20 protein-coding genes are annotated in these 19,182 nt (G+C 66.7%); 14 read left to right on the top strand and 6 right to left on the bottom strand.

Features of this window, described 5'->3' with window-relative positions; all coding sequences use genetic code 11:
- Nucleotide 1: 1 nt before the first annotated feature.
- Together AB0366_RS05365 and AB0366_RS05360 are read left to right on the top strand one after the other, a co-directional pair.
- The gene (locus tag AB0366_RS05365; protein ID WP_366243020.1) at nucleotides 2–1,177 is read left to right on the top strand and encodes a PQQ-dependent sugar dehydrogenase; all 1,176 of its coding nucleotides are present in this window, start codon (nucleotides 2–4) and stop codon (nucleotides 1,175–1,177) included.
- The gene (locus tag AB0366_RS05360) at nucleotides 1,177–1,974 is read left to right on the top strand and encodes a cyclase family protein (RefSeq protein ID WP_366243019.1); all 798 of its coding nucleotides are present in this window, start codon (nucleotides 1,177–1,179) and stop codon (nucleotides 1,972–1,974) included. The genes AB0366_RS05365 and AB0366_RS05360 overlap by 1 nt, the downstream gene beginning before the upstream one ends.
- 13 nt (nucleotides 1,975–1,987) lie before the next feature.
- Here the strand turns inward: AB0366_RS05360 and AB0366_RS05355 are convergent, their stop codons facing one another.
- Genes AB0366_RS05355 through AB0366_RS05345 form a run of 3 tightly spaced genes read right to left on the bottom strand, consistent with a single transcriptional unit; the run spans nucleotide 1,988 to nucleotide 5,595 of the window.
- A complete protein-coding gene (locus tag AB0366_RS05355) occupies nucleotides 1,988–3,955 on the bottom strand; it encodes an acyl-CoA dehydrogenase (RefSeq protein ID WP_366243018.1) in 1,968 nt (655 codons plus the stop codon).
- Between the two features lie 43 nt (nucleotides 3,956–3,998).
- Nucleotides 3,999–4,205, bottom strand: coding sequence for an inositol 2-dehydrogenase (locus tag AB0366_RS05350; RefSeq protein ID WP_121873456.1), 207 nt, complete (start codon nucleotides 4,203–4,205; stop codon nucleotides 3,999–4,001).
- Nucleotides 4,206–4,251: 46 nt separating this feature from the next.
- Nucleotides 4,252–5,595 (bottom strand): serine hydrolase, encoded by a 1,344-nt coding sequence (locus tag AB0366_RS05345; RefSeq protein ID WP_121873455.1) that lies wholly within the window; start codon nucleotides 5,593–5,595, stop codon nucleotides 4,252–4,254.
- A gap of 72 nt (nucleotides 5,596–5,667) precedes the next feature.
- Here AB0366_RS05345 and AB0366_RS05340 point away from each other — a divergent pair, with 72 nt between their 5' ends.
- The 4 genes from AB0366_RS05340 to AB0366_RS05325 are packed head-to-tail and all read left to right on the top strand — an operon-like array spanning nucleotide 5,668 to nucleotide 9,435.
- Nucleotides 5,668–6,954 (top strand): adenosylmethionine--8-amino-7-oxononanoate transaminase, encoded by a 1,287-nt coding sequence (locus tag AB0366_RS05340; RefSeq protein ID WP_366243781.1) that lies wholly within the window; start codon nucleotides 5,668–5,670, stop codon nucleotides 6,952–6,954.
- Between the two features lie 13 nt (nucleotides 6,955–6,967).
- Nucleotides 6,968–8,113 carry an 8-amino-7-oxononanoate synthase gene (locus AB0366_RS05335; protein ID WP_366243017.1) on the top strand — a complete coding sequence of 382 codons (1,146 nt, stop codon included), beginning with the start codon at nucleotides 6,968–6,970 and terminating at the stop codon, nucleotides 8,111–8,113.
- Complete coding sequence (gene bioD, locus AB0366_RS05330) at nucleotides 8,110–8,808, top strand: dethiobiotin synthase (protein ID WP_366243016.1); 699 nt, start codon at nucleotides 8,110–8,112, stop codon at nucleotides 8,806–8,808. Before AB0366_RS05335 ends, bioD begins: the two co-directional genes overlap by 4 nt.
- A 42-nt stretch (nucleotides 8,809–8,850) precedes the next feature.
- Nucleotides 8,851–9,435: a hypothetical protein gene (locus AB0366_RS05325; RefSeq protein ID WP_366243015.1), complete on the top strand. Its 585-nt coding sequence runs from the start codon at nucleotides 8,851–8,853 to the stop codon at nucleotides 9,433–9,435.
- A 39-nt stretch (nucleotides 9,436–9,474) separates the two neighbouring features.
- On the opposite strand, the gene AB0366_RS05320 is transcribed toward AB0366_RS05325, so the two are convergent.
- Nucleotides 9,475–10,008, bottom strand: a complete 534-nt coding sequence (locus AB0366_RS05320; protein WP_128646635.1) for a pyridoxamine 5'-phosphate oxidase family protein — start codon at nucleotides 10,006–10,008, stop codon at nucleotides 9,475–9,477.
- A 76-nt stretch (nucleotides 10,009–10,084) separates the two neighbouring features.
- Here AB0366_RS05320 and AB0366_RS05315 point away from each other — a divergent pair, with 76 nt between their 5' ends.
- From AB0366_RS05315 to AB0366_RS05280, 8 genes are all read left to right on the top strand, one after another.
- A complete protein-coding gene (locus AB0366_RS05315; protein WP_366243014.1) occupies nucleotides 10,085–10,519 on the top strand; it encodes a DUF1707 domain-containing protein in 435 nt (144 codons plus the stop codon).
- 68 nt (nucleotides 10,520–10,587) lie between these two features.
- Nucleotides 10,588–11,907 (top strand): glutamate-1-semialdehyde 2,1-aminomutase, encoded by a 1,320-nt coding sequence (hemL, locus tag AB0366_RS05310; protein ID WP_366243013.1) that lies wholly within the window; start codon nucleotides 10,588–10,590, stop codon nucleotides 11,905–11,907.
- A 34-nt stretch (nucleotides 11,908–11,941) separates the two neighbouring features.
- On the top strand, nucleotides 11,942–12,604 hold the full coding sequence (locus AB0366_RS05305) for a histidine phosphatase family protein (protein WP_128646641.1): 663 nt from the start codon (nucleotides 11,942–11,944) through the stop codon (nucleotides 12,602–12,604).
- Complete coding sequence (locus AB0366_RS05300; RefSeq protein WP_149406667.1) at nucleotides 12,597–13,193, top strand: TlpA disulfide reductase family protein; 597 nt, start codon at nucleotides 12,597–12,599, stop codon at nucleotides 13,191–13,193. The genes AB0366_RS05305 and AB0366_RS05300 overlap by 8 nt, the downstream gene beginning before the upstream one ends.
- Nucleotides 13,190–14,023, top strand: a complete 834-nt coding sequence (locus tag AB0366_RS05295; protein WP_366243012.1) for a cytochrome c biogenesis CcdA family protein — start codon at nucleotides 13,190–13,192, stop codon at nucleotides 14,021–14,023. Before AB0366_RS05300 ends, AB0366_RS05295 begins: the two co-directional genes overlap by 4 nt.
- Nucleotides 14,020–15,633 (top strand): cytochrome c biogenesis protein ResB, encoded by a 1,614-nt coding sequence (locus AB0366_RS05290; RefSeq protein WP_366243011.1) that lies wholly within the window; start codon nucleotides 14,020–14,022, stop codon nucleotides 15,631–15,633. The genes AB0366_RS05295 and AB0366_RS05290 overlap by 4 nt, the downstream gene beginning before the upstream one ends.
- 3 nt (nucleotides 15,634–15,636) lie before the next feature.
- The gene (gene ccsB / locus AB0366_RS05285) at nucleotides 15,637–16,602 is read left to right on the top strand and encodes a c-type cytochrome biogenesis protein CcsB (protein ID WP_149406669.1); all 966 of its coding nucleotides are present in this window, start codon (nucleotides 15,637–15,639) and stop codon (nucleotides 16,600–16,602) included.
- 597 nt (nucleotides 16,603–17,199) lie between these two features.
- Nucleotides 17,200–18,516: a MinD/ParA family protein gene (locus AB0366_RS05280; RefSeq protein WP_366243779.1), complete on the top strand. Its 1,317-nt coding sequence runs from the start codon at nucleotides 17,200–17,202 to the stop codon at nucleotides 18,514–18,516.
- Nucleotides 18,517–18,529: 13 nt separating this feature from the next.
- Here the strand turns inward: AB0366_RS05280 and AB0366_RS05275 are convergent, their stop codons facing one another.
- On the bottom strand, nucleotides 18,530–18,727 hold the full coding sequence (locus AB0366_RS05275; protein WP_366243010.1) for a hypothetical protein: 198 nt from the start codon (nucleotides 18,725–18,727) through the stop codon (nucleotides 18,530–18,532).
- A gap of 136 nt (nucleotides 18,728–18,863) precedes the next feature.
- On the bottom strand, nucleotides 18,864–19,079 hold the full coding sequence (locus tag AB0366_RS05270; protein WP_121873449.1) for a BldC family transcriptional regulator: 216 nt from the start codon (nucleotides 19,077–19,079) through the stop codon (nucleotides 18,864–18,866).
- Between the last annotated feature and the right edge of the window lie 103 nt (nucleotides 19,080–19,182).

Below are 19,182 nucleotides of genomic sequence, written 5' to 3'. Positions count from 1 at the left end.
GATGAACAAGCTGGTGTCCAGTTCCGGAGTAATAGCTGCCAGCGTCTTCCTGACGCTTGCCGGTACGACTACCGCGACGGCGCAGGCCGATCCGCTCCCCGATCTGACGGTCACCACCGTGCTCGACGGACTCGCGAAGCCGTGGGATGCAGTGGTCGCGCCGGACGGAACGGTTCTGACGGGAGAGCGCTCGGGGCGGTTCGTGATCCGCGACGTCGGCGGTGCCACCCGCGAGCTCGCCGCGGACCTCGACGACCTGTACGCGTCCGGCGAGACGGGCCTCATGGGCATCGCTCTCGCGACGGATTTCGCCGCCTCCAGAACGATCTACACGTGCCAGGGCGTTCAGGGCGGCGGTGGCGGCACCGGTAGCGCCGGAACCGGAAGTGCGGGCGGTGGCAGCGACAACCACATCGCCGTGCTCTCGTGGACCGTGGACCCGGGGTGGACGGCTCTGACGCGCACCGGCACCCTCGTCGACGATATTCCCGTCGCAGACGGCGGTCGCCACGGTGGCTGCCGAATTCTGGCTCACCCCGACGGCACCCTGTACGTCGGCACCGGAGACACGGCGTCGCCGACGGTTCCTCAGGATCGGAACTCGTTGGGCGGCAAGGTTCTGCACATCAACGCCGACGGTTCCGCCGCGGCGGGTTCACCGGATCGCATCTTCACCCTGGGGCATCGGAACGTACAGGGGTTGGCGATTCGGCCCGGCACCGGTCAGATCTACGAGGTGGAGCAGGGCACCTCCCGAGACGACGAGCTGAACCTGCTGGTGCCCGGCGGCAACTACGGATACCGTCCCGATCGACTCCCGTTCATCTACGACGAGTCGGTACCGATGACCGATCCCACCCGCGTGCCCGGAGCGCTCGCTGCGGTGTGGAGCTCGGGTAGCCCCGCCATTGCGACGCCCGGTCTGACCTTTGCGAACGGACCGGGATGGGGTTCCTGGAACGGGGCCGCGGTGATATCGAGTCAACAGGACGAGAAGCTCCTGTTTCTCAAGCTCTCCGAGGACGGCACGGAGTACGTCGACGAGGCCGACGCCCTGGTGGGTACGTACGGTCGACTGCGCTCGCTCACCAGCTTCGGCGACGACGGCGCATTCCTGCTGACCACCGACAACGGATCGGACGACAAGGTTCTGCTCGTCACCCCCGCTGCCGACTGATGTGCGGCCCCGAGGTCCTCGAGACGGTTCACCGCAGAATCGGACGTAGGGCGCTGTTCGGGTCGTTGGGGGCCGCCGCGTTGACCGTTGCGACGGCCGGAGCGGTGCGCGCCGAACCCGTCGTGGCGTCGGCGCTTCCGGCCGGCCGACTGATCGACCTGACCCACACCCTGAGCCCGACGTTCCCGGTGTGGCCGGGCAGCGAACCGTTTGCGATGCGGCCGGTCGCCGCCTACGAGTTGGGCGGCTTCCTGGTGAACAAGCTCTCGTACTGGGAGCACACGGGCACGCACATCGATGCCCCGGCGCACCGCATTCGCGGCGGCGCGACGGCCGACACCCTGCCCCTGGAGGATTTGATCGCCCCGCTGGTGGTGGTGGACATCTCGGCACGGGCCGCGTCGGACCCCGAGGCCGTGGTGAGGACCGAGGACATCGCGCAGTGGGAGCGCGAGCACGGCCGAATACCCGACCGCGCCTTGGTGGTGATGCACAGCCGGTGGCAGAACAGGTTGGCCGAGCGAGCGGCACCCGGCTTCGGCGGTGGCGCGGCGCAGATGCTGGTGCGCGAGCGCAACATCGTCGGAATCGGGGTCGACACACTGAGCCTCGACCGGATGAACGACCGCGAATACCCGGCGCACACAGCGGTTCTCGGGGCAGGTCGATACGGAGTCGAGGCACTGGCGAATCTGGATGCGGTGCCCCCGGCAGGGGCGACGGTCGTCGTCGGCGCACCGAAGCACGCGGGCGCGACCGGCGGTCCCTGCCGGGTTTTCGCGATAGTTCCCAGCTGAACCCCGCTACGCGTCAGTGCGCGTGGCTGGGGTTCGCGGCCGGTTCTTCCTCGGTTCCCGCACCCGGCTCACCGAGCATCGCGGCACCGACCAACGCGTCGGGTATTCCGAAGCCGTCGACGAGCAGTTCGGCGTGCGGACGCAGTGTGCGGCACCGCTCGTTGATGGCACGGGTGACCGCCTTGGATCGCTCGGTGGACAGGTAGCGGTGCTCGATGTACCACGCCTTGTCCGCCTCGATCACCGACAACGCGTAGAGGTCGCAGACCTCGTCGAGCAGATCCTTGGTGGTGGGGTCCTCGCAGGATTCGATGCCGGCGATGAATGCCTCGAAGATGATCCGATCGATGTGTGCGCTCGCGGCATGCAGAACGTGATCCTGCACCGCGTTGAACGCCTCGAACGGGCTTGTCTCCTTGGACTTGGACTGCAGCCGGCGGGCGACGGTGGAGAGCAGGTACTCCTCACGATCTTCGAACATCTTGACCTGGGTGCCGCGGTTGAACAGCGAGCCCTCTTCCTCGTTGTCCTGACGCCGATCGAGGATGGTCTGCATGATCGCTTGGGCCGCAGTGCGTTTGACGACGCGGTCGCCCACCATGTCGGCGGCGAACTTGACCCACTCGACCGGACTCATGGACTTGACGTCGTCGGCGTACGCGGTGAGCAGCTCCTTGGCGACCAGCTGCGTCAGCACATGATTGTCGCCCTCGAACGTGGTGAACACATCCGTGTCGGCCTTGAGCGATATCAGCCGGTTCTCGGCGAGATACCCTGCGCCGCCACATGCTTCGCGGGCTTCCTGAATCGCGGCGGTCGCATGCCAGGTGTTCGCGGCCTTGAGACCCGCCGCCCTGGACTCGAGTTCGCGCTGCTCCTCGGCGTCAGGGTTGTCTGCAGTCTGCAGCTCGTGCATCTTCGACACGAGCTCGTTCTGTGCGAACTGCAGGGCGTAGGACTTCGCGATGAGCGGGAACAGTCGACGCTGATGCACCAGGTAGTCCATGATCAGGACCTCCTGATCGGAATCGGGCGCGGCGAACTGCCTGCGCTGCAACGCGTATCGCGTGGCGATGTCGAGAGCGACGCGGGCCGCCGCAGCGGCACTGCCGCCGACCGTGACGCGACCGCGGATCAACGTGCCGAGCATCGTGAAGAACCGTCGAGACTTGTTCTCGATGGGGGAGGAGTACGTACCGTCGTCGGACACGTCGGCGTACTTGTTGAGCAGATTCTCTCGCGGGATGCGGACGTGATCGAACATGAGGCGGCCGTTGTCGACTCCGGGCAGACCACCCTTGTACTGACAGTCCGAGGTGGTGACACCGGGCAGATCGTCACCGTTCTCGTCGCGGAGCGGAACGAAGAAGCAGTGCACGCCGTGACCTTCGGGCTCCTCGCCCGGGCCTGCCGTGATGAGCTGGGCGAACACGGCGGCGACGGTCGCGGTTTCGGCAGCACCGCCGATGTAGTCCTTACGCGAGGACGGCGTCGGGGAGTTGATGACGAACTCGTCCGTCTTCGGGTCGTACGTGGCCGTGGTCTCGAGCGACTGCACGTCGCTGCCGTGTCCGGTCTCGGTCATGGCGAAGCAGCCGAGCAGATCGAGACCGATGATCTTGGGGACGTAGGCCTCGTGGTGTCGTTCGGTGCCGAGATTCTCGATGGCACCCCCGAACAGCCCCCACTGGACGCCGGCCTTGACCATCAGCGAGAGATCACTCATCGCGAGCATCTCGATCATCGTCACCGCTGCGCCGACGTCGCCGGTGCCGCCGTGTTCCTTCTTGAAGCCGTTGTCGGCTGCACCGGCCGCGGCGAGCAACTTGAGCTGCTCCATTGCCTTGGTGCGGGCGATGACGGTGTTCGGGGTGTAGTGCGGACGGAACTCGTCGCGTGCAAGTTGCTGACGCGCCTGGTTCTTCACATCTCGCCAGCGGCCGTCCAGAGTGTTCCGAAGGTGATCCGTTGTGGTTGCCATACTCGACGGTAACCTTTTGTGGCGGCCCGTGAAGGCCGGAAAGTCAGACCGGCCAGACGAATTCTCGGAACACTGCCCGGCAGGTCCGCCAGAAGCCCGATTTCGCGTACGGACCGTCGTGGAACAGAGCCGCACAGTTGTCCTCGAGAGCCCTGTTCACCAGGGGACTGAAGTCGGTGAACTCACCGACCAGGAACTCCTTGAAGCCCTCCGGCCACGCGTACCGGGCTGGTTCGTGTTGTGCCTCCACGACCGTGAGTGTAATGCAGCAGTAACACCGATGTTACAAATCCCACTCACTTCATCAGCGCGAAAGCCTGCTGGGCAACGAGAAACGCGTAGCTGGACGGGATCAGATCGATCGCGCCGTCGGCCCGGAACTGCTCGGTCACGATCCAGTCCTGACCGGAGGCATCGGTGGCCAGGAACGCGCCCGCCAGATCGCCAGGCGCGCTGCCGCCCTTGAACCCCGAGTACGGCCACAGTGCCGGGTCGAGCTGCACACCCGGGGTGATCGCCAGGATGCGACGGTTCTCCTCGGCCGAATCGCTCGTCGCCAGGTAACCCATCGCGGCACAGACGTCCTGCGCGTTGGCGAACCACTCGACCCCGTCGGCCGACGCCGGGTTGTCCAGGAAGTTTTCGAAGTCGATCTCGAGCGGCCTCGCGTCCGCCTGCTCGAGCAGCTCGGCCCGGGTATCGGGGTCGGCCTCGGCCCACTCGGCACGCATGTCGGGATCCCCGAATCCGATGACGAAGAACTGCCGAGTGTCCATCATCGGTGTCATCACCGACGGATCGTGATGGCCCATGATGGACAGCTGGCGTTCGACCCGCTCGCGGCCGAGGTGATCCATCAACAGATCCGTTGCGGTGTTGTCGGACAACGAGATCATCTTCTCGGCCGCGTCGCGGACCGACACCGTCGTGCCGTCGGGCAGATTCTGCAGTTCGCCGGATGGCGCGCTCTTGGTGGCATCACGAACGGTGAGCTGCTCGTCCCAGCGGACGGTGCCTGCCTCGATCTCGTCGGTGAGCGCGCCGAGGACGTACAGCTTGAACACCGATCCGAGGGGAAGCACCGAGTCCGCATTGGCGGAGTAGATCGACTCGCAGTCATCGCCGTTGAGCCGTGACGCGCTGTAGGAGTAGTTCGGAGCCACCTTCGACAGTGCCTCGTCGAGATCGTCGAACGATGAGATCGTAGGAGTGTCCGGCCGGGCCAGGAAGCCGTCGAGCTTGCCGTCCGCACCGATCGACGTCGTGATCGTGGCCGGGATGCCCGCGGTGGTGAAGCGCAGGACGCCGGAGTTCGGTCCGGGCTCGAAGCCCGTGGCCACGTTCGGCGCACCGGCGCGCAACTGTTCGAGTGGTCCGGCGAGCCCACCCAGCGGTGCGACGGCCTCGGCCAGCTCGGGGCCGGTGACGGCGTCGACCTCGGCGGGGTCGGGTGCCTCCTCGGCGTTGATCCACCGCAGGATGCGGTCGTTGAGTGCGCCGACGGGGGTGGAGGTGTCGACGGCGAAGTCCGGAGCGGTCGTGGTGGGCGCGGGCGCTGCGGACGTGCCCCCGCAGGCGGTAAGGGTCAGAGTTGCGGCCACGACCACCCCTACGAGTCTCGTCACGGTGCGCGTCGTCATGCTGCGATGCTAATGGATTCGGACATTTCGCCACCCCTCCAGTCTCGGGACGGCCGGTCGGGCGCTGTGGCAGTGTGCTCTGGCGTGCTGACTTCCGAAGACGTCCGTCGAATCGACTCCGATCACCTCTGGCACCCCTACAGCCGGTTTCCGGCGACTACGACGCCATTGGTGGTCGACAGTGCGTCGGGAGTGCGGCTGACGTTGGCCGACGGCAGGCAACTCATCGACGGCATGAGCTCGTGGTGGGCGGCGGTGCACGGCTACCGCCACCCGGTGCTCGACGCCGCCGCGCACGATCAGCTGGGCCGGATGAGCCACGTCATGTTCGGCGGACTGACGCACGCTCCGGCGGCCAGGTTGGCCGAGTTGTTGGTCGACATCACCCCCGCAGGGCTCGACAAGGTGTTCCTCGCCGATTCCGGATCGGTCTCGGTGGAGGTCGCGGTGAAGATGGCGCTGCAGTACTGGCGTGGGCGCGGCGAGAACGGTCGCACCCGGCTGTTGACCTGGCGCGGCGGATACCACGGAGACACGTTCGCTCCGATGAGCGTGTGCGACCCGGACGGCGGGATGCACACGCTGTGGACCGATGTGCTGGCGAAGCAGGTGTTCGCTCCGGCTCCGCCCGCGGAGTTCGACGCCGGCTACGTGGCCGAATTCGAGCGGGTACTGAGCGAACACGCGAGCGAACTGGCGGCGATCATCGTCGAGCCGATCGTGCAGGGTGCCGGCGGGATGCGGTTCCACGACGCGCGCTACCTGCTGGAACTACGCCGCTTGGCCGACGAGTACGGCGTCCTGCTGATCTTCGACGAGATCGCAACCGGCTTCGGTCGAACCGGGGAGTTGTTCGCAGCCGATCACGCAGGTGTCGCGCCCGACATCATGTGCATCGGCAAGGCATTGACCGGCGGATATCTGACCCTGGCGGCCACGCTGTGCACCACCGAGGTGGCCGAAACGGTCTCGGGCGGCGAGGCCGGAGGCCTGATGCACGGGCCGACGTTCATGGGGAATCCACTGGCCTGCGCGATCGCGGTGGCCTCGGTGGAACTGTTGCTCTCGCGCGACTGGCGTACCGAGGTCGCCGCCCTGGCATCGGGGTTGTCCGACGGCCTCGCGCCGGCCCGGTCCCTGCCCGGAGTCGCCGGCGTTCGCGTTCTCGGCGGCATCGGCGTGGTCGAGATGCACCGTCCGGTGGACATGGCCCGGGCCACGGCAGCGGCCGTCGACGCGGGAGTGTGGCTGCGGCCGTTCGGCCGTCTGGTGTACGCGATGCCGCCGTTCATCTGCACCGATGCGGAGGTGACGGCCATCGCCGACGCCATGGTGGCGGTGGCGCGCGACCATACTTGAACGGCGTTCAAGTATGGTCGCTGCCATGACCGCTCTGGATTGGCTCGACGCCACCGCGCACGCCCGACGCGCGGCCGGCCTCGAGCGCAACGTGATCGCCCGCACCGCCGAGGACGCGATCCTCGATCTGGCGTCGAACGACTACCTCGGCCTATCCAGGCATCCGGCCGTCATCGACGGAGCCTGCGCTGCTGCGCGCCGGTGGGGTGGCGGATCCACGGGATCACGGCTGGTCACCGGCACGACGACGGCACACGAGCGCCTCGAGGACGAACTCGCGGAGTTCGTCGGAGCAGAGGCCGGACTGGTGTTCTCCTCCGGCTACACCGCCAACCTCGGAATCGTGACGGCGCTGGCGGGCCGAGACGCGCTGGTGATCTCCGACGCCGCGTCGCACGCCTCGCTCATCGATGCCTGCCGCCTGTCGCGGGCACGGGTGGCCGTCGCTCGGCATTGCGACACCGGCCACGTCGACGAGCTGTTGCGGGAGCGTGCCGAACAGCGGGCCCTCGTGGTGACCGACTCGGTGTTCAGCGCCGACGGCGATCTCGCGCCACTGACCGAGCTGTACGCGGTGTGCCGGAGACGGAACGCGGTGCTCGTCGTCGACGAAGCGCACGGATTGGGCGTACGCGGGCACGGCGGCCGCGGAGCCGTCCACGAAGCAGGCCTCGCCGGAGCGCCCGACCTGGTGATCACCGCAACGCTGTCCAAGGCCCTCGGATCACAGGGTGGAGTGGTGCTCGGGCCGGCAGCGGTTCGCACGCAGGTGCTGCACGGTGCGCGCACGTTCGTGTTCGACACCGGCCTCGCTCCTGCCTCCGTCGGCGCGGCATCGGCCGCGCTGACCGTCCTGCGCGCCGAACCCGACCGGGTGCACTCCATCGGCGTGCGAGCAACACAACTGGCTGCCGCAGCGGGCGTCGAACCGACCGAATCGGCGGTGGTTCCGGTGGTCCTGGGCGACGCGCAGCGGGCAGTGCGCGCGGCGGGGGACTGCCTCGAGCTCGGTGTTCGCGTCGGATGCTTCCGGCCACCGTCGGTTCCGGCCGACGGATCTCGACTCCGACTGACCGCGCGCGCCGATCTCACCGACGCCGATGTCGACCGCGCCGCGTCGGTCCTCGCGGCGGTGTTGAATGCGGCGGTTCTGCGATGACGGTTCTGCTGGTGACCGGAACGTCGACCGGCGTCGGCAAGACCGTGATCACCGCCGCACTCGCGGCGGCAGCACGGGCAGGCGGGCGGTCCGTCGCGGTGTGCAAGCCGGCGCAGACCGGCGTCGGAGGCGACTACCCGGACGAAGCCGATATCGATGTGGTGCAACGACTTTCGGGTGTCCGGGGAGTGGAGCTGGCACGGTACCCCGAGCCGCTGGCCCCGGACGTCGCGGCCCGCCGATCTGGCAGGCCGATGCTCGAACTCGACGCTGTGGTCGACGCTGTGCGCGCGCTCGACGCGGCCCACGACCTCGTGCTGGTCGAAGGTGCGGGCGGAGTCGCGGTGCGTCTGGGCGCAGGAGGGTTCACCGTGCTCGACATCGCCGGGGCCGTGTCTGCGCCGATCGTGATCGTGGCCGGTGCGGAGCTGGGAACGCTCAACCACAGCGCTCTGACCGTTGCGGCAGCGCGGGCCGCCGGCGTCGAATGCACAGGTCTGGTGATCGGGTCGTGGCCCGCCGCACCGAGCCTGGCCGCTCGGGTCAACCGCGACGAGTTGCCACTCGTGACGGGGATCGGGCTGACCGCGTGCATCCCGGAAGGAGCAGGTCTGCTCGAACCGCAGGCCTTCGAAGCCCTGGCCGTCGGTGCCTTCGGTGAGTTTGTCGACTCTTTACTCGGGTACCCGGCATAGATCTACTGCCGGTCCGGCAGTAGAGAACATGGGAGTCCGCCAATGAGCACCACCGTATGGATCATCGTTGCAGTAGTAGTCGTTCTGTTGGTCCTCGCCATCGCCGTGGTCGTTGCACGCAAGGGCAAGGAACGCAAGAGGCTGGAAGCGAACGAGATTCGCGAAAAGGCGGCCGACGAGGCCGCAATCGTCGAAGAGCGCGAACTGCTGGCCAGGGAGAGCGAGGCCAAGGCGCGCCGGGCCCAGGCCGAAGCAGATGTCAAAGCGGCCGAGGCCGACAAGCTTGCGCAGCAGGCTCACTCTCATCAGGGTGTTGCGGCGCAGTCGCGCGATGAGCTGGACGCCGAGTTCGCTCGCGCGAACGAACTCGATCCGGACGTCGATCATCGGTCGGGTACCAACGCCGCACACACGGACAACAACGGCCGGCTCGACGATCACGAGCAGGCGCACCACAGCGGGGCAGACATCGACGAGACCTACCCGGCCCAGCACAACTCCGGGACACGAAACGCCGCTGCTCATGATGCCGCCGCGCACACGAGCACCGACCCGCGTAGCACCGGGGAAAAGGTTCGCGACACTGTCGACCCACGCAGGGACAACGGACACCACCGCACGAACTGACAACGCGAAGCTGCTGCCGGCGGCCCGGCTCCAGCAGAACTAGTCGGTCGAATTGTGCGGTAGCTCCAGTTCGACGACCTCGTGCTCGCCGAGGTCCGGTCGCTCGTTGGTGATCTTCGCTTTGGCGTAGGCCAACAGGTTCGACACCTTCGACCCGGGGGTGGACCAGTACTCGGCTCCCTCGGCGGCCACGTGGATCAAGGCGACCTCGCGCGAATCGGGGTTCTTCTCGAACCACGCGGCCGCCCGGGTGTTCCACAGTTCCTCGGCCTTGGTGGTGTTCTCGACCACGGCGGCCGTACCGGACAGCGACACCCAGCCCTCACCGGACTGGAACGAGACATTGACCGTCGGGTTCGCGGCGATGTCGCGCACCTTGCGGGAGTCCTGGGCGGCGAAAAACCACAGGTCGCCGTCGAACTCGGCTTCCTGCAGCGCCATCGGGCGCGAGATGAGGTGGCCGTCTCGGCCGACGGTGGTGAACATGCAGAGCCCGGCTTCGGACATCAGTTCGGCCACCTTGGTGACGCCGTCCCCGGCACTGTCGGTGTTCGTTCTATCGGTGTTCGTCATCGAAACCAACTACCCGGTGTGTAGCTCGCTCAACCGTTAAGGTGACAAAACGGACACGGGTACCGGGAGGCTGCGCATGGGAAAGAACCTCGACAAGAACAATCAGCCCGACCTGCGCGTGAGCAACGACGAACGTGAGGCCGTCGTGACCACACTCGGCCTGGCGATGAGCGAGGGCCGCTTGACGTTGGTCGAGTACGAACAAAGGCTCGACGCGGTGTGGGCGTCGACGACTCGCGGTGACTTGGCCGAGGTCGTGCGCGACTTGCCGGCCCCCGATAAATCGACGGCGACGGATGTCGATCGTACGACGAGCGAGTGGCGTGAGTATCTGGACGAGTGGCGCTGGTGGTTCGGTGGTGCCATCGTCATGAACGGAATTTGGGCCGTTCAATGGATCTCCGACGGCGAGCCGACCTCCTACTGGCCTCTGTGGCCCCTCGGCATCTGGGGCATCATCCTGGTCGCGATGGTGTTCATGCCCGAGGACAAGAAAACCGACGACGACTGAGGCCGGCGTCGACCGCATTATTACGCCCTGTAGTTGGTGATTTCGCCGAACCTGGGACACTGGAAGACGTGACTGTTTCCCCCGGCAACGACGCCCCCGTATCGGCCCAACTCTTCGCCCGCGCGAGCGCGGTCATTCCCGGCGGCGTCAATTCGCCGGTACGTGCATTCGCGTCGGTCGGCGGAACGCCCCGCTTCATCACGCAGGCCAGCGGATACACGATGACCGACGCCGACGGAAAGTCGTACGTCGACCTCATCTCGTCCTGGGGCCCGATGATCCACGGACACGCCCACCCGGCCATCGTCGAGGCCGTCCAGAAGGCAGCCTCGACCGGGCTGTCGTTCGGTGCACCCACGCTCCGCGAAATCGAACTCGCCGAGGAAATCGTGCGTCGCGTCGGCCCCGTCGACCAGGTTCGTCTTGTGAATTCGGGCACAGAGGCCACCATGAGCGCGGTGCGCCTGGCCCGCGGCTTCACCGGCCGCACCAAGATCGTCAAGTTCTCCGGTTGCTACCACGGCCACGTCGACGCCCTACTGGCCGACGCGGGCTCCGGGCTCGCCACTCTCGGACTGCCGACCTCCCCCGGCGTCACCGGCGCACAGGCGTCGGACACCATCGTCGTTCCCTACAACGACCTCGCCGCCGTCACCGCGGCCTTCGAGGCCAACCCGGGCCGGATCGCGTGCATCATCACCGAGGCAGCCGCAGGCAACATGGGAGCGATTCCGCCGGTCACCGGCTTCAACGAGGGACTGCGCCGCCTCGCGACCGAGCACGGCGCACTGCTGATCATGGACGAGGTGATGACCGGATTCCGGGTCAGTGCCTCCGGTTGGTACGGCATCGACGGAATCGCAGGGGACCTCTACACCTTCGGCAAGGTCATGTCCGGCGGATTGCCGGCCGCCGCATTCGGCGGTCGAGCGGACGTGATGGCCTACCTCGCGCCCGCCGGACCGGTGTACCAGGCGGGGACGCTCAGCGGTAACCCCGTCGCCGTCGCTGCCGGACTGACGAGCCTGCAACTGGCCGACGCAGCCGTCTACGAGAAGCTGCAGACCAACTCGCAGCGACTCGGAACACTGCTCGGCGACGCCCTCACCGCCGAAGGCGTCACCCATCACGTGCAGTTCGCGGGCACTATGGTGAGTGTGTTCTTCGCCGATGGACCCGTCACCGACTACGCGCAGGCCAAGGCCGCGCAGACGTGGCGATACCCGGCGTTCTTCCACTCCTTCCTCTCTCGCGGCGTGTACCCGCCGCCGAGCGCATTCGAGGCCTGGTTCGTCTCCGCGGCCCTCGACGACCGAGCCTTCGAGATCATCGCCGACGCGGCTCCGGCTGCCGCCAAGGCCGCCGCCGCAGCAGCAGCCCCGAACTGATTTCCTCCCCACTAGCGAGAAACAGGACCCCGACGTGACCGAGGCCCCCGCAACACATCCGCACTCGACGACGCGCACCATCGTGCACGTCCTCCGGCACGGCGAGGTGCACAACCCCAAGGGCATCCTCTACGGGCGGTTGCCGGGCTTCAAGCTGTCGGTGACCGGCCAGTCGCAGGCCAGGTCCGTCGCGGACGCGCTCGCCGGCCACGACATCACCCACGTCGTGGCATCGCCGTTGTTGCGTGCGCAGGAGACCGCCGCGCCGATCGCAGCGGCCCACGGCCTGACGATCGCCGAGGACGAGAACCTCATCGAAGCAGGCAACGAGTTCGAGGGCCTGCGCGTGGCCGTCGGCGACGGTGCCCTGCGCCGACCCCGGCACTGGTGGAAGCTGCGCGACCCGTTCACCCCCTCCTGGGGCGAGCCGTACCTGCAGATCGCACACCGCATGCTCGCCGCCGTCAACGCGGCCCGCGTCGAAGCCGTCGGGCACGAGGCCGTCTGCGTCAGCCACCAGCTCCCGGTGTGGACACTGCGCCGATTCCTGCAGGGCGACCGGCTCTGGCACGACCCGCGCAATCGTCAATGCGGACTCGCGTCGCTGACCTCGCTCGTCTACGAGGGGGATCAGCTCGTGGACCTCGTCTACTCCGAGCCCGCAGGAGCATCCGATCCGAGGATCTCCGGTGCGTAGATTCTTCTTCGCCGTCTGTGCAGCGTCTGCGATCGCTCTTGTCGCAGGCTGCTCGACCGGCACCGACGCAGTGGCGCAGGGTGGCACCTTTCAGTTCGTCTCACCCGGCGGCAAAACCGACATCTTCTACGAGCCCAGCGAGCGCGGCACCATCGGCGAACTGTCCGGGCCGGATCTGATGACCGAAGGCAAGACGACCTCGTTGTCCGACTACGACGGTGACGTCGTCGTTCTCAACGTCTGGGGTCAGTGGTGCGGTCCGTGCCGCGGTGAGGCCGACGACCTGGAAGACGTCTACGAGGCCACCAAGTCCCTCGGCGTCGAGTTCCTCGGCATCAACGTGCGCGACGAGTCGCAGACCGCCGCACAGGACTTCGTCGTCAGCAACAACGTGAGCTACGCCTCGATCTACGACCCACCGATGCGCACCCTGAACGCGCTCGGCGGCGTCCCCACCTCCGTCATTCCGACGACCGTCGTGCTCGACAGGCAGCATCGCGTCGCGGCAGTGTTCTTGCGTGAGCTGCTCGCCGAGGACCTGCAGCCCGTCGTCGAACGCGTGGCAGCCGAGGAGCCAGTGCAGCAGTGACAGCGACAGTGGGAGACACGACCTACTTGGCCGGGATCGGCGCGAGTTTCCAGGAGGCCGCGGCCTCCGGGCCATTGATCCTGGCCCTTGGAGCCTGCGTGCTGGCCGGGCTCGTCTCCTTCGCGTCGCCGTGCGTGGTGCCCCTGGTGCCCGGATACCTCTCGTACCTCGCCGGAGTCGTCGGGGCCGACGCCCCGGCCGTCAGCGCCGACGAAGCGGCTGTGAAGACGAAGGTGCGCAGCGGCCGGTTGCGCGTGGCCGGAGCGGCGGGTCTGTTCGTCCTCGGATTCACCGTCGTATTCGTTCTCGCCACCGCATCGGTGTTCGGAGCGATCTCCGTGCTGGCGATCAACCGCGAACTGCTCATGCGGATCGGCGGCGTCGTCACCATCGCCATGGGCCTGGTGTTCGTCGGACTGATTCCGGCCCTGCAGCGCGATGTGCGCTTCGAGCCGAGGCAGATCGGTTCACTGGCCGGAGCTCCGCTGCTCGGCGGTGTCTTCGCACTCGGATGGACTCCGTGCCTGGGGCCGACGCTCGCAGGCGTCATCTCTTTGGCCGCAGGTACCGACGGTACGACGGCAGCGCGCGGCGTCGTCCTCATCGTGGCGTACTGCCTCGGTCTCGGCTTACCGTTCGTGATCCTCGCGTTCGGTTCGGTCAGCGCGCTGCGAGGCGTCGGCTGGCTACGTACACATGCACGACAGATACAGGTGTTCGGCGGAATCATGTTGATAGCAGTAGGAATCGCACTGGTCACCGGTGCCTGGGATCAGTTCGTCGGTTGGGTGCGCGACGCCTTCGTCTCCGATGTGGTGTTGCCGATATGACCGCCGACCTCGAAGAGCGCACCGGGGCTCCTCGCAAGCAGTCTCCGCTCGGCCGGGCAGCGGCCCTGGTCCGCAACACCTGGCGCGGCCTGACCAGCATGCGAACCGCGCTCGTGCTGCTGTTCCTGCTGGCCTTCGCCGCTGTGCCCGGTGCCCTGGTGCCGCAGCGCAGCCTCAACGCGGGCAAAGTCGACGAGTACATCGCCAACCGCCCGACCCTCGGCCCGATCATGGACAGGCTCGAACTGTTCGACGTGTTCGGCAGCTTCTGGTTCACCGCGATCTACGCGCTGCTGTTCGTCTCGCTGATCGGCTGCATCCTGCCGCGCTGCATCGAGCACGCGAAGCAGTTGCGCACCAAGCCCGTTCGCGCGCCCCGCAACCTCTCCCGCCTGCCGCACCACAGCCGCTACGAGGTCGACGGAACGCCGGAGGAGATGGCGGCGCAGGTGCGCACCCAGTTGCGCGGCTGGCGCGTCGCCCAGCGAAGCGAGGACGGCGGAGCAGTGACGCTGTCGGCGGAGAAGGGCTACGTCCGTGAACTCGGCAACCTCGTCTTCCACCTCTCGCTCGTCGGGCTGCTCGCCGCCATCGCCATGGGCAAGCTGCTCGGCTACGAAGGCAACCGCATCGTGATCGCCGACGACGGCCCAGGGTTCTGCACCTCGACCCCGGCCAACTACGACTCGTTCCGCGCAGGCAACCTCGTCGACGGCACCGACCTCGAACCACTGTGCGTGCGCGTCAAGGACTTCACAGCCGACTACCTCGACACCGGCCAGGCCGAGATGTTCACCTCCAACATCGAGTATCAGGCAGGCCAGGATCTCGCGAACAACGTCTGGCGCGACGACCAACTGCAGGTCAACCACCCGTTGCGCGTCGCAGGAGACCGCGTCTACCTGCAGGGCCACGGCTACGCACCCACCTTCACCGTGACGTTCCCGAACGGGGAAACCCGCACCGACACCATCCAATGGCAGCCGACGGACGCCACGACCTTCCTCTCCAGCGGAGTGCTGCGCGTCGACCCGCCCGGCGGCCTGTATCCCGACCCCCTGGATCGGCGGCAGAACCAGATCGCCATCGAGGGACTGTTCGCGCCGACGGCGTCGTTCCACGGCAGCCTGCTGTCGTCGAGCTTCCCGGCCATGAACGACCCCGCCGTCGCCATCGACATCTACAAGGGCGACACCGGACTCGACACCGGACTGCCGCAGTCGATCTTCTCGCTCGATCAGGAAATGATCGCCCAGGGCAGGTTGGTCAAACAGGACCGCGTCAACCTGATGCCGGGAGAGTCCGCGACGCTCAGCGACGGAACGGTCGTCACGTTCGACGGAGCGGAAGAATTCGTCAACCTTCAGGTCTCGCACGACCCGGCTCAGACCTGGGTGCTCGTCTTCGCACTGACGATGATGGGCGGACTGCTCGTCTCACTGGTGATCAAGCGTCGCAGAATCTGGGTCCGGCTCACCGCCGACGCGCAGTCACGACGTACTGTAGTAGACCTCGGCGGACTTGCACGCACCGATCAGGCGGGGTGGGGCGAAGAGTTCGACCGCCTGTGCACCCGCCTGCTCGGCGATACCTCGAAACAGGAGAACTGACCGATGCCGATCAACGAGACCCTCTCGCAGTACAGCGACTGGTCCTTCGAATCAGCGTTCACCATCTACGTGCTCGCATTCGTCCTGCTCATCGCCCAGTACGCCTCCGCCAAGGCGACGGCCGTCCAGGCCAAGGAACTCGTCGGTGCCGGTGCCCCCGTTGCCGACAGCCGACCGGGTCGCGTCGCCGAAACGCCGAAGCGACCGCTCTCCGATCGACTCGCAGGCATGGGCTTCGCGTTGCTCGCCCCTGCCCTCGCACTGCACGTCGCCTCGGTGGTGCTCCGCGGCTTCGCCACCCACCGATTCCCGCTCGGCAACATGTACGAGTTCGTCACCATGGCGACCGCAGCCGCTGCCCTCACCTCGGTGATCGTGCTGCGCAAGAAGACGATGCGCCCGATGCTCGTGTTCGTCCTCGCGCCGATCATCGTGCTGATGTTCTTCGCCGCCACCAAGCTCTACGCCGACGCCGCACCGGTCGTCCCCGCGCTGCGCTCGTACTGGCTGCCCATCCACGTCACCATCGTCAGCGTCGGCAGTGGCATCCTGCTGGTCTCCGGTGTCGCGTCCCTGCTGTTCCTGCTGCGCATCAAGCAGCCCCTGGGAGAGGAAAGCGTCGGTTTCTGGGGCAAATTCGCCTCCAAGCTGCCGGACGCCCAGGCCCTCGACCGACTCGCCTACAAGACGACCATCGTCGCCTTCCCGCTCTTCGGAGCCGGCGTCATCCTCGGCGCAATCTGGGCCGAAGCCGCCTGGGGACGTTTCTGGGGCTGGGACCCCAAAGAGACGATGTCGTTCATCACCTGGATCATCTACGCCGCCTACCTGCACGCCCGCGCCACCTCCGGATGGCGCAACACCCGCGCCGCCTGGATCAACATCGCCGGATTCACCGCCATGCTCTTCAACCTCTTCATCATCAACATGGTGGTCTCGGGACTGCACAGCTACGCGGGACTGAACTGACCTTCGGTCGTTCCACAAGCTCCACGCTGGATCTTCGGGTCGTTCCGCAGGCTCCACTCCTGCCGTCCAGCTGGTAGCGTCCGATCCGGCTCGATGGGGGACACATCCGAGCTCGGATCTTCGATGTGGGACGCAAACTGGGGGGAATCGGTCATGGCCGATCGGCACGAGAACAACTGGCAACCCGTCCGGCCACTGGACGACGACGTGCCAGAAGAACATGTAGCGCCGCCCACTGAATCCGAGCCGGTCGTTGTCGCAGCGGCGACCGAGGCCACACCCGCACCGCCGCGGGAGCCCTTTCGATCGACCCCCATCACCATGCCGCCCGAGAGCATCGACAACCCGCCCGCGCCGCAGCCCGAGGCGGTGCCCACACCGCCACCGGTTTCTGCGCCGCGCCCTACCCAACCGAAGGACGGGTCTGGACCGGTAGAAGGCGAAGATGCCGTGGTCGCCGCGAACTCGACCGCGCTGGACAAGACCGCAACGGCGAAACCCGTCGAACCGCCGAAGCCTCCTGTGGCGTCGACCGTGAAGCCAACTCCTTCACACACGCCGCCCGTCGCATCGGGACCGACCCCGCCTCGGAACCAAGTGCCTCAGAATCCGGTGCCTCAGAATCCGGTGCCTCAGAACTGGGCTCCTCAGAACCACTGGGCTCCGCAGAATTTCGGTGGGCCGCAGAATCAGGCTGGGCAGCAGAACTATTGGGCTCCGCAGAATCAAGGCGGCCCGCATGGGCAGTTGGCGCCGGAGGGCCAATGGAATCCCCAGAATCAGTGGAACCCCCAGAATCAATGGGGACCTCAGCCCGGCCAATGGCCCCAGCCGCAGCATCAGACTCAGCCGCATCAGAATCTGCCGCATCCGAGTCAGCCTCAGCAGCTCAGGCAAGGCCCGGGCGACGCGGTGGTGGTCGCGCCGGGAGCGGTACCGGCCATTGACCCGAGTCGGTCGGGGGAGCAGCCGGTGTCGTCGCTCGATCTCGGCAGTTCGTTGCTCGTCCGATCAGGGACTGTGCCGCCGGTGGCAGGGTGGCGTCGGGCGCTGTATCTGATGTCGGGCGGTCGTGTGGATGTCGGTAACAGTGCCGCCCAGCAGCGACGCCTGGTGTTGACCGCGCAGGTGGACCGTCCTCTGGTCGGGTGCCATCGCGTCGCGGTGCTGTCGCTGAAGGGGGGCGTCGGCAAGACCACGACGACGGCCACCCTCGGCTCGACGTTCGCCGAGATTCGAGGTGATCGGGTGATCGCGATCGATGCCAACCCCGATCGCGGAACGCTGGGGCAGAAGGTGCCGCCCGAGACGACTGCCACCGTTCGTAATTTGTTGCGCGACATAGAGTCTCTGGACCGCTACAGCGACGTCAGGGCCTACACGTCGCAGAACGTGCATCGACTGGAGGTGTTGGCATCCGATTCGGATCCGGCGGCGTCGGAGGCATTCAGCGGTGAGGATTACGATCGCGCGGTATCGCTGTTGGAGAAGTTCTACAGCATCGTCATCACGGACTGCGGCACCGGTCTGATGCACTCGGCCATGGAGAGCATTCTCGAGGGAGCCGACACGCTGGTGGTAGTCAGTTCGGGGTCGGTGGACGGCGTGCGGAGCGCGTCGGCAACCTTGGATTGGCTCGATGCGCACGGCTACCGCGAGCTGGTCGCCACGTCGGTTGCGGTGGTCAACGGGGTTCGGCCCCGAGCCGGAAAGGTCGACCTGCAGAAAGTTGTCGAACACTTCGAGCAACGGTGCGCCCGTGTGCGGACCATCCCGTTCGACCCGCATCTCGAGGAGGGGGCGGAAATCGAACTCGATCGTCTTCGTGGGCGCACGCGAAAGGCACTGTTGGAAGTCGCGGCGGCGGTAGCGGCAGGATTCCCTGACGCACCCACCGCTGCCCACCGCAACTGAGAACTACCGGACCCTATTCGCTGGGTTCGGTGCCGGCCTCGGTCCCGTCTTTCCCTCCGCGGCGAGCTTCACGGTTGATTCGCCACAGAAAATCGGGATCGTCATCGGGTCCGACAGTGCGGGAGGGTGGAGCCTGCGTGCTGGGTCCGAATGCCTTCCAGAACAGCACGATGACTGCCACCAAGCCGATCAACGCCAATAGATAGATCACGACGCACCTCCTACTACGAGGGTAGCCGTGATGCAACCGCCTCCGCACCCGTCGAGCGACGAAGATTCCTGAGAATGTTCGATGAGTTCGTACGGGTGCGGATACTGCGGATGGATCGCTCTCGGGGACTCGCGAATCAGCGGTGTGCGCCGGCTTCCGTCGTCAGAGAGGTCAGAAGTTGCATGACCTCGGTCTCGCGGAATCGACGGTGCCCGCCCGGAGTGCGGAGCGATCCGAGGCGGCCGGCGTGTGCCCAGCGTGTCACTGTCTTGGGGTCGACGTGAAAAAGCGCGGCTACCTGACCCGGTGTGAGAAGTGAGTCCTGAGCCTTGTGGAATGTGGGTGCGCTCATCTGTCGTGTCCTCCTACGATGCGGTTGGGCGCATGTGCGTCGAACCGGAGATATCGGTCTACTGCGTTCGATCCCCATGGTTGCACTCGAACCCCTAGGTACT

It is taken from the genome of Rhodococcus sp. NPDC076796 (assembly GCF_040702765.1).
Lineage (GTDB): Bacteria > Actinomycetota > Actinomycetes > Mycobacteriales > Mycobacteriaceae > Rhodococcoides.
Note: the sequence above shows the minus strand (reverse complement) of the source record. Positions and strands in the feature narration are given on the sequence as shown.

Excerpts from the sequence above, each read along its gene's own strand:
- AB0366_RS05290 (WP_366243011.1), top strand. The coding sequence starts at position 14,020 with ATGACCGCCGACCTCGAAGAGCGCACCGGGGCTCCTCGCAAGCAGTCT.
- AB0366_RS05365 (WP_366243020.1), top strand. The coding sequence starts at position 2 with ATGAACAAGCTGGTGTCCAGTTCCGGAGTAATAGCTGCCAGCGTCTTC.
- AB0366_RS05320 (WP_128646635.1), bottom strand. The coding sequence starts at position 10,008 with ATGACGAACACCGATAGAACGAACACCGACAGTGCCGGGGACGGCGTC.
- ccsB (WP_149406669.1), top strand. The coding sequence starts at position 15,637 with ATGCCGATCAACGAGACCCTCTCGCAGTACAGCGACTGGTCCTTCGAA.
- AB0366_RS05360 (WP_366243019.1), top strand. The coding sequence starts at position 1,177 with ATGTGCGGCCCCGAGGTCCTCGAGACGGTTCACCGCAGAATCGGACGT.
- AB0366_RS05315 (WP_366243014.1), top strand. The coding sequence starts at position 10,085 with ATGGGAAAGAACCTCGACAAGAACAATCAGCCCGACCTGCGCGTGAGC.
- AB0366_RS05325 (WP_366243015.1), top strand. The coding sequence starts at position 8,851 with ATGAGCACCACCGTATGGATCATCGTTGCAGTAGTAGTCGTTCTGTTG.
- bioD (WP_366243016.1), top strand. The coding sequence starts at position 8,110 with ATGACGGTTCTGCTGGTGACCGGAACGTCGACCGGCGTCGGCAAGACC.
- AB0366_RS05355 (WP_366243018.1), bottom strand. The coding sequence starts at position 3,955 with ATGGCAACCACAACGGATCACCTTCGGAACACTCTGGACGGCCGCTGG.
- AB0366_RS05335 (WP_366243017.1), top strand. The coding sequence starts at position 6,968 with ATGGTCGCTGCCATGACCGCTCTGGATTGGCTCGACGCCACCGCGCAC.
- AB0366_RS05270 (WP_121873449.1), bottom strand. The coding sequence starts at position 19,079 with ATGAGCGCACCCACATTCCACAAGGCTCAGGACTCACTTCTCACACCG.
- AB0366_RS05345 (WP_121873455.1), bottom strand. The coding sequence starts at position 5,595 with ATGACGACGCGCACCGTGACGAGACTCGTAGGGGTGGTCGTGGCCGCA.